Source organism: Pseudomonas sp. D4002, from assembly GCF_013385665.1.
In the GTDB taxonomy this organism is placed as follows: domain Bacteria; phylum Pseudomonadota; class Gammaproteobacteria; order Pseudomonadales; family Pseudomonadaceae; genus Aquipseudomonas.
Map to the genome: position 1 here is coordinate 142,218 of NZ_JACAPN010000025.1, position 12,155 is coordinate 154,372.

Annotated in this window: 12 protein-coding genes and 1 tRNA gene; 11 read left to right on the forward strand and 2 right to left on the reverse strand. The window is 51.6% G+C overall.

What is annotated here, in order from left to right; translation table 11 throughout:
* Positions 1-103: 103 nt before the first annotated feature.
* From HX824_RS19810 to HX824_RS19835, 6 genes are all read left to right on the forward strand, one after another.
* Entirely contained in the window at positions 104-1,576 is a 1,473-nt protein-coding gene (locus tag HX824_RS19810; RefSeq protein ID WP_065893488.1) for a tyrosine-type recombinase/integrase, read from the forward strand.
* Between the two features lie 741 nt (positions 1,577-2,317).
* Entirely contained in the window at positions 2,318-2,866 is a 549-nt protein-coding gene (locus HX824_RS19815; protein WP_177054962.1) for a hypothetical protein, read from the forward strand.
* A gap of 316 nt (positions 2,867-3,182) precedes the next feature.
* Positions 3,183-3,593 carry a hypothetical protein gene (locus HX824_RS19820; protein WP_177054963.1) on the forward strand — a complete coding sequence of 137 codons (411 nt, stop codon included), beginning with the start codon at positions 3,183-3,185 and terminating at the stop codon, positions 3,591-3,593.
* On the forward strand, positions 3,590-5,842 hold the full coding sequence (locus HX824_RS19825) for a hypothetical protein (protein ID WP_177054964.1): 2,253 nt from the start codon (positions 3,590-3,592) through the stop codon (positions 5,840-5,842). The genes HX824_RS19820 and HX824_RS19825 overlap by 4 nt, the downstream gene beginning before the upstream one ends.
* Positions 5,843-5,901: 59 nt before the next feature.
* Positions 5,902-6,144 (forward strand): hypothetical protein, encoded by a 243-nt coding sequence (locus HX824_RS19830; RefSeq protein WP_065893483.1) that lies wholly within the window; start codon positions 5,902-5,904, stop codon positions 6,142-6,144.
* A 463-nt stretch (positions 6,145-6,607) separates the two neighbouring features.
* The gene (locus HX824_RS19835; protein ID WP_141687972.1) at positions 6,608-7,825 is read left to right on the forward strand and encodes a hypothetical protein; all 1,218 of its coding nucleotides are present in this window, start codon (positions 6,608-6,610) and stop codon (positions 7,823-7,825) included.
* Here HX824_RS19835 and HX824_RS19840 read toward each other — a convergent pair whose 3' ends face one another.
* On the reverse strand, positions 7,826-8,686 hold the full coding sequence (locus HX824_RS19840; RefSeq protein ID WP_065893481.1) for an AbiJ-NTD4 domain-containing protein: 861 nt from the start codon (positions 8,684-8,686) through the stop codon (positions 7,826-7,828).
* Between the two features lie 426 nt (positions 8,687-9,112).
* Between HX824_RS19840 and HX824_RS19845 the strand changes: the two genes are divergently transcribed.
* From HX824_RS19845 to HX824_RS19865, 5 genes are all read left to right on the forward strand, one after another.
* On the forward strand, positions 9,113-9,331 hold the full coding sequence (locus HX824_RS19845; protein ID WP_065893480.1) for a hypothetical protein: 219 nt from the start codon (positions 9,113-9,115) through the stop codon (positions 9,329-9,331).
* 69 nt (positions 9,332-9,400) lie between these two features.
* Complete coding sequence (locus tag HX824_RS19850) at positions 9,401-9,619, forward strand: hypothetical protein (protein WP_065893479.1); 219 nt, start codon at positions 9,401-9,403, stop codon at positions 9,617-9,619.
* 133 nt (positions 9,620-9,752) lie between these two features.
* On the forward strand, positions 9,753-10,295 hold the full coding sequence (locus HX824_RS19855; RefSeq protein ID WP_177054965.1) for a recombinase family protein: 543 nt from the start codon (positions 9,753-9,755) through the stop codon (positions 10,293-10,295).
* Between the two features lie 793 nt (positions 10,296-11,088).
* Positions 11,089-11,625: a hypothetical protein gene (locus HX824_RS19860; protein WP_141687970.1), complete on the forward strand. Its 537-nt coding sequence runs from the start codon at positions 11,089-11,091 to the stop codon at positions 11,623-11,625.
* 136 nt (positions 11,626-11,761) lie between these two features.
* Positions 11,762-11,953, forward strand: a complete 192-nt coding sequence (locus tag HX824_RS19865; RefSeq protein WP_065893477.1) for a DUF1508 domain-containing protein — start codon at positions 11,762-11,764, stop codon at positions 11,951-11,953.
* 95 nt (positions 11,954-12,048) lie between these two features.
* On the opposite strand, the gene HX824_RS19870 is transcribed toward HX824_RS19865, so the two are convergent.
* Positions 12,049-12,138, reverse strand: a tRNA-Ser gene (locus HX824_RS19870).
* Positions 12,139-12,155: the final 17 nt, after the last annotated feature.

The window sequence follows — 12,155 nt, forward strand, 5'->3', positions numbered from 1 at the left end:
GGGACTCTATTATTTCATCCCTACAGCCCTTTAAACACCGTATTCAGTGGCTTTTAGGCTCAATAGTGGGCAAAGTGAGTGGGCAAACCATGAGAAAATATCAATGGCTACCCACCTGTTTCAGAAGCCCGGCGAATCCGTTTGGTACGTCCGTATAATTTTGCCGCCATCTGTGCGTCATGCGTTTGGCGGGCGCTCTAAGCTGGTGAAGACCACGGGCACGAGCAACAAGGCAGAGGCCATGGATAGACGCTTGCCTATCCTCGCACGCTGGAAGCAAGAGATTCAGGCAGCCAAAGACGGTAAGACGGCTAGTCGTGACCTCTGGCGCCCTGAGCTAGCAGACCAAGGACTAACCCTAGAGGCAAGGACTGACGCTAGCCTCTTGAACGCCGTGAAACACTCACCGGAACCTTTAGACGCTAAAGTTTCTGGGATGCTTATCCGATCGGTCGAACTCGCTCACCGTTCTCAAGACCCTACCGGGCTTACAGAGCGAACGCGGGACGCTTTTGAGATCCCACCGATAACACTACTAGACGGCGTGCAGCGCTCTGCTTTGCTTGCCCAAGATACTTTGCTTCTCAGCGCTGGGCACCGTTACGGCTTATCCCAGCCTGAACTGGCAGAAGCACGCGATATTGTGCAATCACCGTCGACCTACAAACCGGTGTCGCCCTTCACAACTCACCGCCTTGAACTGTTCCGGGCCTACCGAGTGAAAGATGGCATTGCCGCCAAGACCATAGACCAGCAAGAAAGCAAACTGAAAAAGCTGTCCACCTACCTCCGTGACGAAAGCCAACCCCTCAACCGCAAAACCATTGCTACTTGGCTGGACACGCTGGGACTTTCGAGCAAGACCAAGACGCAATACCTGCTCGCTGGCTCCACGTTTTGGCGCTGGGCGCTCAAACACGACATCCCTTGGCAGAACGCCTACCAAGGGCAGGACAACCCATTTTCCGGGCAAGAACTCCCAAGGGTACGTGGCAAGGCTAAGGCGGATGCAGCTCGTAAGGCGTTCGCCCCAGAGCAGATCGAACAACTGTTTCGTGTGGCTAAGGAAGGCGGCAATCAGGCTCTGTGCGATCTGATCGCGCTGGGCGCCCATACCGGCTGCCGTGTCGAGGAAATCGCCCAGCTCCGCAAAGAATCTGTAGTCAAAGTTGAGGGCGTCCAAAGCTTCAAAATTGAGGACAGCAAGACCGTCGCTGGCATCCGGGAAATACCTATCCACCCTGCACTGCTGGCAACTGTCGAACGTCTCATTGCTGAAAGCACAGATGGCTACCTGCTGCCGAGTTCAGGCGGCAACAAGTACGGTATCCGTAGCGACTCGCTCAGCAAAGCGTTTGGTCGATTGAAGACTGCGCAGGGATATGGCAAACAGCATGTGTTTCACAGTGTTCGCGCCATGGTTGTCACTCTGTTACTCCGTGGGGGTGTTCCTGGCCCAACAGTGGCAAACATCGTCGGCCATGAGACTGGATTGGTGACGTTCGACGTTTACGATGAAGGCGCTAGCCCTGCTCAAAAGCTTGCAGCCTTAAAGGTACTGACGTACTCGTTTTAGACGGCATCCCTACCACAAATCCAACAACTCATGTGAGGCGACACTGCAAATTTATGCAGTAATCGTGCCAAAAAGTGAAATACTGCTTGACAGAATCACGTTTTGCGTGGTAAACTTAGTCAGATAAGTAGAGAAAGATTCTCTCGCGCCTCCTTCTGCAATACCCCCCCCTCGTTTCTCCTAGCTTCACCCGGCCCGGATGATCCATCCGACTCCTGACGCCAGCAAGTCGTCGGCCACAACTTGTTAGACTAGGGTGAGGACTCTAGTCGGTCACGCCCTTGACTATCGAAAATGGGCACAACTTCTTCACAGCACTGAAACCGAGTATCGGCTCACAAAGCCCCTTGAGGCATGAAGTTCCCTCTAGCTTCATGCCTTTCTTTTCGGCTAGCCCCCAGTAACGCAACTTCCGAAACATTCCGCCAAATAAATACATCACCTATACAGGAGGCCGCACTTGGCCGTAATCCAAAGACCGTGCCGTCATTGCAATATTCTATTCCCAGCAAAGACAAGTCGAGCAACGTTCTGTAGTGACTCTTGCAGAACACTTCACGGGCGTGCAAAGCGCTCCACAACTAAAACAGTCGTTATCGGCAGGCTATCAGTCGTCTTTGAAGACTGCGCCCCAGAACTGACCCTTGACCAACTTGAAGCGATAGTTCGGCAGGAGTTGACGCCGGAACTGATCGAACTAATCCATTCAGACAAACCAATTCAAATTACAGGAGAATCACCGTGTTAAAACAAGTTGACCAAAGAGAGCTACAAGCCCGCAAGGCAGCAGCAGAAAAACAATTCCGTGGCCGTAAGGCTGGAGTTGATCACCACGCAAGTATTGACCCAGTAACAGGTCGGAGTATTGGTGGCTATGTCGCTGGTGGCATTGAAGCGATTCTAGTCCCTTACGCCGAGGACCTGATTCCTGTTTACATTCAAAAGATCACTGAGGGGTACACGCTTACTCCTGTTGGCACTGTTTCAGTGGGTACAACCGCTTTTGAGATTTATATGAACCGGCCAGAATCCCAAATCAAACCAACGCTTGCGGCAATCCTGCAAAAGGTTGAAGACGATTACAAAGCGGAGATTGAAGCCCACAACGCAGCGTTCATAGAGTCGGAAGTACAAGCCCAAATCAATATTGAGGTACGTCGCCAAGAGCGAGAACTTACAGAAGCAGCAGCTAAACGCCGTGCAGAGATTGAGGCCGAAGTTCGTGCGACGTATACGCCACAACCGGTTAAAGAGGTCGCAAAGGTAACTACCGGTCGGGGTAAGCGTTAATGGATGGCCTAACCAAGTTGCTACTGACCAAGTATCGTCCAGAGCTTCTGCAAGAGCCTGCAGCAGCAACTAAGTGTGAGGCGCCACCATCGCAAGTCTCAACAGTTAAAAGCGTTGCAGGGGGGCTACAGGAGGTTTCAGGCATGGTTGTTGTAATGAGTTCAAACGATTACAACGAAAGCACGATATTCAAAGCACTTCGCGAGTTCAATACTCAACATCCAGAGCTGATGTCCCGAAGTTTCACATTGCCCGTTAGCCAGCATGGTATTCCGGCTGGAAGTTGGGTATTTATAGTCCCGGAGGAAAACGATTAATGGAAAAACCTGTAGTACCGGAACAACTGGCGGCGCGTATCGTCAGGCTTGCAGAACCCGCTCCACGTCGAATCATCTTCAAACTTGAATCTGATACACCTCTCAATATCAAGCGTATTCTTGCAAACTTCAAAGAGGTGGTTAAACGCATCTACGGCGAACAGAGTTACTGCCTTCTGTGGTTTCGTTGCAAAGACGGAAGTATCACCGTTGCAATCGCTGGCACTCGCCCTGTAATTGCACATGTTGAATTGTTCCTGGTCCATGGTCGTATGTCTGGATTGTTTGAATCTGGGGTGATTGTCTACGAAGGAATGGGCGTTGGTTCTTTTGAAGCGCACGTAGAACGACAGCTACGTCAGTATGTGACTACGAAAGTTGCACATAGCTTCGGAGGGACTAACCCGTGAGTAGTCACAACGAAGAGATTGCCCGCCTAACGGGTAGTTTGATTTTCGATGTCAAGACAGGTCCGCTCCTTGCGTTCGAGCAGATGCTTAAACGAGTTCAGGCATCTATGTTGGGCGTAATGAGAACAGCGGACGACTTGAACAAGAAGCTTGATCGAAAGTTGGGAATTTCAGCCAAGCGTGATGCCAGTTCAGCGGCGAATACAGCAGTTGAAAAGTCTCTCGCCAAGCAACTCGCCACTGAGGGGAAGTTGGCTCGACTGCGGCAATCACAGTTTAGGGCTCAGCTTGCCGAACAAAAGCTAACTTCCGCTGGGAAACGTGAAGAGTCGTTTCTGCAAAGTGCAGCGCTCAAGCAACAAGTAACCGCCGCTGTACTTGCAAGCAAACAACACAAGGCCGAACAAGAAGCCCTTAAAGTCGATCTTGGTAGGGCGAAGCTACAGGCCACGGCTGAACAGTCTAAGATTCGAGAAGCACGCCTTCAAGATGTTTTGCTTCGCCGCCAAGAGAGAACAGTTCAACTACAACAACAGGCGGCGCTACATCAGAGCAAGCTGCAACGTGCCGAGACTAGTTTACTTGCCGCTAGAGAGCGTGGAGTTCGATTGGCTGAGCGCCATCAGGCATCCAAACTTGCCAGCGCCGCCCGTGAGGCTAGAGCCTCCGTTAGAGGTGAACAGACAGCAGGACGTTACAGTATGGCCCAAGAGCGTTTTGCGGCTTGGAAGGCACGTCAGGACCGTCCAGAGAGCAGCGGGTTGGGTGGACTCACCGTCGGCCTTGGCGCTGCTGGAGCAGCCTTGTACGCTTTGACAGAGGCGGCTGGATACTTGGGTGAGCGAATTAAACAGCGCCAAGAAGTTGCTAGTGACGCCCAACAGTTTCATAACGCTTTGGATTCGTCGTCGGAAGATGCTGCTGTTCGTGCGAAGTTTAAGAAGGCGTTCATTGAAACGTATCAGGAATTCGGGCAGACGATAAATCTGGAAACTAGCCGTACATACTCGAATGGCGTTCAGGGCTTGATGCAAAAGGGTTACACCCCTGATGAAGCTATCAAGGTTATGCGTGATAGGGCTGCACTTTACAGAGCGGGGAATTTGAGCACCGTACAACAAGAATCTCTAAATTTGCAGTATGGGCAAGTTCTAGCCAAGGGTAAGGCCCAAGGCGACGACTTCAAGCCGATCCATGTTGCGCTTGGCGCTCGTCTCGCTGGGCTAGTTGATATCGGTGCTGCTCGTTATCTCGGCTACAAAGGTAAAGACGAAGGCGCCTCTGGCTTTATGCTGGCGAAACAGAAGTCGGGAGAGATTACACCTCGTGCTCTTGATGCTGGTAACGCCTATGCAGTAGATCACAGTGCGGAAATTCTAAAACGACACAAATCAAGTTTGGATGCAGAGCAGGCGCGTGTATCAAACGATGAATACTTGCGTGGTGCAGGTGTTAACGAAAGTCCAGCGTTAATTTCAGCACTGGGCGAACGTCTTGAAGCTGAGCGTCAGCTAATCGCTTCTACAACGGGCCTACAAGCTGCATTCCGTGACTTCGATACTGCGCTCGTCCAGCTTCAAACGGGCATACTCAGAATGATGGCTGGTAAGAACGCCGATGACACTGTTAAGACTCCACAGCAGAAAGCAGAGGAGGTTGGAGCTGCATACATGATTGAAGGCGCTGGAATCAGCCCATTCGATATCAACGGTAAGAGTGGAAGCTCTCGTACAGTTCAGCAGCAACTCGACGCCGACGTAAATGATCCTGTGTCGAAGTTGTGGCGCCTCCTTGGGGTTGGCGAGGATTTGCAGCAAGTTGCCAACGATAACCGCAAACGCTGGGATCAAGTTGGTTTCAGTGATCAAGCGCCTTGGGATATTCGCCCGCAGGCTCTTGATACGTCTGGGCTGAATACTCGTGCATTGCCAGACTTCGGCAAACATCTTGAGGACCTGTTGAGCCAGTCCGACCCAAACAATGCAGTTGCTAAAGTTGCAGCTCAGGCAGTTGCAAACGCTTCGCGTGCTACACCGGGAAGTAGCGGCTACATGGTTTCAGATGATCAGCCGAATAAAAGTGGTGCTGTTACCAATACCACCAATATTGACGCTCCCGTGCATATTGAAGTGACCATCAACGCAAAAACAGATGCCTCCCCAGAGGCTATTGGTGCCGCTGTAAGTGGGCAAGTTCGCGAAGAGATTCAAAAGACGTTCCAAACCTACCTACCTAAGGAAGTGCAGTAATTCCTAGCCCGTTACAACGGGCTTTCCTTAATCCATCCCAGTAAGACCAAGGAGGCGTTATGCCCGACCTAATACTGATCAAGCGCATGAAATACAACGACATCGCCCAAGCCAACGACATACACGAGGCGTGCAGACTCTACGCCGTTGAAGTTTACGGCCAAGAGGTAATCAACGCCTTCCCGCCCATTCCGTCAATGGTATTAGATTGCATCTTGGCGGGATGCCCGGAGGCCCAAACGCATTTAGAGGTGTATATCGATTATCGGGTTAAACCACTTCCGAGGGCTAACGACCAATGAATCAAATCTACTACGGCGCCTCCGACGCAATGCGCGCTGCCTATGAATTGTCACAAAGGCTCCATAGGCCCGTGTATCGGCATGTCGCCCTTGATGACAGGGGCGCCACAGTTTGGTTAGTGACGCTTGAGCGAGACCTCGATACTGCGTTACAGGCATTCTCGGCATGACTAACAAACTCCACCCATCGCTAGTAATGAAATGATTCCGTCATTACGCCCCACAAGCCACGTATTACAAGGGCTGTAGCCACTTTTTAGTGGACATAACCAGTGTGCGAGAGCACACAACATTCAACCTCTCAAGAGTGATTCACCCATGAGCAAAGTATGCACATGTCGCGCCTGCGGGCGAGCTTTCACCGTTTCCAAGCCAATGCCCTTTTGTTCCGGGGCATGCCGTATCACGTACCAATCAGATAACCAAACCAATACCTCGACGACCCAAGTAGGAGTCAGCACTAGTGACAACAGCAGCACCGAGCAAGACCACCACTAAGGCAGTTTACCGCCGCCCGACATGCCCTGAATGTAAACAACGATTCCGTACAAAGAGCGCTACAGCCATCTACTGCTCCCGCCAGTGCAAACAGCTCGCCGCCTCCACCAAGAGACGAACTGCACGCCTTGCCAAAGCAACCAACTCTGCATTCCTATACCACTTGGCCTACGAATGCGAACGTGCGGGAACCCTGCAAATCCTATCCAGCCATACAGTTTATTCTCTGGTAGCGCTGCACGATGTGTACAAGCTCAAGCTCAGGGCCAACCAATACGGCCAAACCCGAGACTTTGAAATCTCCCACATCTGTCCATCCAAGGGCCGCGACTCCATCGGTTTGTACCACGCTGAAAACCTTGTAGTGGCGCCGACTCACCTCAACCGCGCCCACGGTACAAAATACTACGGCCATGGCCTGAGCATCAGTCGTAGCGCCTTGGTATCCAAGCACGCTGTAGCCAAAGGAGCGCCACGCAAGCAAATCGTAGAACGCATCATCGCTTTCCTTGGGCCTGATGTAGTGGCCGAACTAGTGAAGGTTGCCAAGATCCAGTCAACCCAGCGCCATGCCCTTACAGCTTGGCTACAGGATCACCTAGACCCAGTTGTTCCAGAGCAGCGCGATTACCTCGACAGTCTCGATGGCATGACCACCCAAGCCCTGAGGGCTCTCAAGGCAACATTGGAAGGCAAAGAGGGAAAAGGGTCTTTCGTGGTGAAGACCACCACCTACACAGCCTCTGACGTGTTCCTGCTTGAGCTTGAGCGCCATTCCACATACCGGCCAGAATTAGCCGTTGTCGTGAACATCCTTCGCAAGCGTGCGGCCCCGTTTACATCACAGCACTTGAGTCGGATCAACCTCAACACCCGAGAACAGCAGGCAGTATTTGATGTGTTACACGGCCAGCCTGTCGAAGCCATCCAGAACGTCCTAAATGAATACATTGCCCGCCACACGAGTGTCATGGATCACGGCGAACGTATCCCGGCATACAAGCCCATTGTGTTCAATGTGAAGCCCAAGCAAGCCTCCAGTCCCGCTGTGGTAGTCCTCAAGACATTCCGCTCGTTCGCTGATGAGCTGGATGAGCTAGATGAGCAGATGGATGACATGTCACTACCAGTGCTACAGGTCAATACGGCAACGTATGAGGCGGACCCTCTGCCGTGGGAGTGATTAACCTTTCGTGCTGTCGATGGCGAAGTTGATGAACGCTGAACAGCAGATAAGCATGAATCTAGCGTCTGCTTGGGTAAGTGCTGATTCGTTATCCATCAAGGAGTGACGAATGCCACTGGCATCATTGGTGTAACCATAGAGTGCGGAGAAAGCATTTTTGAGGCTTGAGTGAAGATGGTGATGCTTTTCCAAGACCTTAAGTGCCTGGCCTAGAGTGGCTTTTTCATCCCCTACAAGTTTCTTCGCCAGCGACTCAACAGCGCTGATGCTTTCTTTAATCGAATTCCTATAGTCCGGATTTTGTTTGTCTGTCAGAAAGCCAAGGGATGTCTGGAGGTGAGTTCTGACGCCTGCGTATTGGTCAGAGCTGGCTATCGCGCGCTCTATCTCGTCAATCTCTTCAGGTGATGTTATTGGAGTGATTTTCCCACTGACAAAACGATATGCTGAGTTTTCAAGCTCAAAGACTTCGTTGCAAGCATCAAAGTACTTTGTATAGGCATCAGGGCCGCCAATTCTTTTAGATATGCAATGCTCCCCCATAAATTCGATGAGTGAGTAAATTCGATGCCAGTTGCTATTGAAATAGTTTGCTCTAACGACGTCCAAAAAATCCGGCCACAATTCTGGAATGCTATCCGTAGGGCGCTTGTAGTATTTCGAATAGAGCATCACAGCCACTACTTCTAGATTTGAACCTGCGACCGGGTTATAAGATCCAGAATATGGAGATTCGTACCATCTCCAGCAGTGCTGAGTCAGAATGTTCCAGAGTGATATCTTTAAGTCGTCATCCATTCTTGACTCTTGAATGACTTTTGACGCAGGAAGCAGCCCCATACGCTGTGAGAAATCCATTACCACCTCGCTCGTACCTGTTCAGGAATGCTCCATTGAATGCATCCTTTCTAAAACCATTATCCATGGTGGCGATGTAGGGGCATACCCCTTTGGAAACGTTTGCTGAAACCCCGGCGAAACCTACGCAATACCTGCGTCTCTCGGCACTCACCACCTAAAGCATGGGCCTTGTAGCACGTCTGTAGCCCAGTATTTCCGTGGCTTGTGGCTCATGGTGCTAACCAAAGTTCTGCGAATGCGTTGTTTCAATCCGCTCCGGGGTGGTTTTCCGTGCCTGACGGCGCATTTCACACTTCTGGTGTGGTATTCGGGGTTGACGCATGTGTCAATGCACGAATGCGTATCGATGGTCAAGTACTTTCTGATGGCTTGTTGAAAAAATGGTATTCTCTAGGCTCACACACAGAGAAAGGCATACCAACCATGCAGAGATACAAAGACGCTCTCAATGCAATCGCCGCCAATGAAGTCAAGGCGGTCAATGAAACCTCCACGCCCAGCTACGCCACTATCAAGGAGCTTAAGGAGGCTGGCTACGTCACTGCCTTGGACAGCAGTGCAGACGATGGCTGGAGCTTTATGAAGATCGAAATCACCTTCCACGGGCGCCAGTACTCGGAGCGGTTGAACGCCAGCGCCTAATCCCTTCAGCCCATGCAGCCAGCGCCTGATCAACAACGGCTGCACCTCTCTATCAAAGGATGACCTGCCATGCCTGCCAAATCAGACCCCGTTATCCTCGTTGCCGACCTGCTGACGCTGCTCTGGGAAAATCAGTTAGCGACTGCCGCTTCGATTGAAGAGCTCGGCGTTTGGGTAAAGTCTCAAGGTGGAGGTGATGCACATTCTCAAGCAGTGGAGGCGCTTGAAGCGCTCGACAGGAATGCCAGCGCCATCGCGGATGGCATTACGGCTCTACGCGGTCACTGATGTATTCAAATGGGTATACCCTTGAGACCGCTTGCCGGTGAATACAAGGATCGTATTCAATAGGGTTTGTTTTTGTTAATGAACACGATCATACTCAAACCTCTAGAGTTAAATGAATACAGAGGGGAGAGCAATGGCGAGCATCGGCTACATTCGAGTTTCATCCACCGACCAAAACACCGCTCGCCAGTTGGAAGGCGTTGCCTTGGACGAAGTGTTCACCGACAAGGTATCAGCGGCTAACACTGATCGTCCGGAACTACAGGCAATGCTTCGCCATGTCCGTAAGGGCGACGTGCTCCACGTCCACAGCATCGACCGGCTAGCCCGCTCATTGGAAGACCTGCTAGCCCTTGTAAAGGGGCTCATTGGTAAGGGCGTGGCAGTCTCGTTTCACAAGGAACAACTTCACTTCACCGGCGAAGCCAACCCCATGCAGGAGCTAATGCTGGGCCTGTTGGGCAGTGTTGCTCAGTTCGAGCGTGCGTTGATTCGTGAACGTCAGGCAGAGGGCATCGCCAAGGCAAAGGAGAAGGGTGTCTACAAGGGACGTGTTAAGTCTGTGGACGATGATGCTATCCGCAAGGCAATGGCAGAGGATGGGGCGAGCTTTCGCAAGGTGGCAAAGGCCCTTGGTGTCAGCTTGAGCACCGTTCAGCGTGCAATGAAAGGTTGAGTGTAACGCTCCACAGAGCCCGCCCTGAGCGGGCTCCGTCGCATTTGATACCAATTGACAGCACTCGGCTCATCGCCTGCCAGAAGCGAGCCCAGCGGCACCCAGTCATACTGTTATTTGTATCTTAAGACGGCTTACCAAGCCCACTGTCGCAGGTTATTAAGCGACCCCCGCAACTGTCTGGAATTCCGCCCAGCCCCACCCAAATCACCCTCGATGGGCATCGAAAATTTCGGCGGGCTTGGGTTTTCCCAGAAAAAAGCCCTTGGGTGAATCCGTCTACAGCAGCGCTGTAAGCACTGATCTAGAGCAGTTGTATATAACTACTTATTTACGGTTGTAATATACACAGGCGAAGCGCTACCACATCCAGATCAGCCTTGCAACAAATATCGCTTGACACGATAGTGGCATTTTGGTATAATGCCCTTGACCTTTCACGCCGGTAACACCACCACAAGGTCTGGATCAGTTCACAGATACCTACATACGTGTCTCTACAAATCAAAGCTCTTGCTTTGGCTCTTGATTTGCCCGAAAGCGTGAGCTTTCGAGTTATCCCGCCTTCGACGTTCCGTCGCCAGTTAATCCATTGATAGCGCCACGCTATCAGTTACTCAAGCCCAATAGAACAAAAAGCAAGATCGCAAGCTAAGGCTGGATTTTGGGATATCAGGGTATGGGCTGGGGTACATCAGGGAGGATGGAGGTGTTCCGGCAACTATTCGCCACAATCGACTACAGCAGGGGCTCTGGTAACATCTGTCAAATCAGATGGCTAGGGGTGAAGACGGTGAAGAAAGTTTTGTATTGGGCACTCGGTACGGTGGTGGCAGTGCCGATAACGAAAATGGTCGAGTCTCAATTGAACCTGTCGTTTTTCAGTCCGGCAATTTCAGGACTGTGGAGCTGGATACAGAACGTTGGCAGTTGGTTTGCGAGAGACGTTTCTCTTCCGTTCTGGGCGGTGATGCTCGCACTTATTCTGATTGTGCTGCTGATGGTGCCCGTTGCAGCGCTGGTATATGGCCGGTATGAGAAGGTTGGGACTGTGGATGGTGCGGCTACGGATGGTGCACCTCTGACAGATGATCAAAACCGTGTATTCCTTGTCGTAGGGAATGCGATCCAGCAGGGTTATCAGGTTGGGTTCGAAGAGGTGATTGAAAGTTCTGGCTTGTCCAGAATCGCAACGCAATATGCCCTCGACCACCTTGCAAACGTGAGATTGATTCGTCCAGTCCGTGGTTCTTATGGCAGAACCTATGCCGACCTCACCCCGTTAGGGCGGGAGCACTTTTTAGAGCTGGAAGCTTTGACTAGATCTTGAGCGGGGCTGGGGTTAGCCGTGAACTTCAATCAAAGGTGATCACCTTTCGGCGGTGCTGACGACTAACAACCACGCCCTTGAAATCCCGCCGATCAGGTCTACTCTCTGGCATCAACCAACACACAAGGATAGCTTTATGGCCCAAGTCACGTATCCATGCTACTGGCAGAAGAAAGACGCCTCCGGCCATTGGTATTGGATTTACTACGCCAGCAACGGTAAGGCTATTGCCCGCAGCAGTGAGAGCTACGTAGCCTATGCCGACTGCCAAAGATCGGTGGAGATTCTAAAAGCCTCTTCACTCTCTGCCGTCTTCTACGACAATTGACCTCTGCTGAGTGGGCAAAGTGAGTGGGCAAACGAGAAAATCATCAGGCACAAAAAAGCCCCGTAAATCAAAGACTTACGGGGCTTTAGATGTAATGGCGGAGAGATAGGGATTCGAACCCTAGGTACCGGTGAAGGTACAACGGATTTCGAATCCGTCCCATTCGGCCACTCTGGCATCTCTCCAACGGCGCGCATCATAA

Coding starts and splice junctions, on each gene's coding strand:
- HX824_RS19830 (WP_065893483.1), top strand. CDS start 5,902: ATGCCCGACCTAATACTGATCAAGCGCATGAAATACAACGACATCGCC.
- HX824_RS19855 (WP_177054965.1), top strand. CDS start 9,753: ATGGCGAGCATCGGCTACATTCGAGTTTCATCCACCGACCAAAACACC.
- HX824_RS19845 (WP_065893480.1), top strand. CDS start 9,113: ATGCAGAGATACAAAGACGCTCTCAATGCAATCGCCGCCAATGAAGTC.
- HX824_RS19840 (WP_065893481.1), bottom strand. CDS start 8,686: ATGGATTTCTCACAGCGTATGGGGCTGCTTCCTGCGTCAAAAGTCATT.
- HX824_RS19810 (WP_065893488.1), top strand. CDS start 104: ATGGCTACCCACCTGTTTCAGAAGCCCGGCGAATCCGTTTGGTACGTC.
- HX824_RS19850 (WP_065893479.1), top strand. CDS start 9,401: ATGCCTGCCAAATCAGACCCCGTTATCCTCGTTGCCGACCTGCTGACG.
- HX824_RS19865 (WP_065893477.1), top strand. CDS start 11,762: ATGGCCCAAGTCACGTATCCATGCTACTGGCAGAAGAAAGACGCCTCC.
- HX824_RS19820 (WP_177054963.1), top strand. CDS start 3,183: ATGGAAAAACCTGTAGTACCGGAACAACTGGCGGCGCGTATCGTCAGG.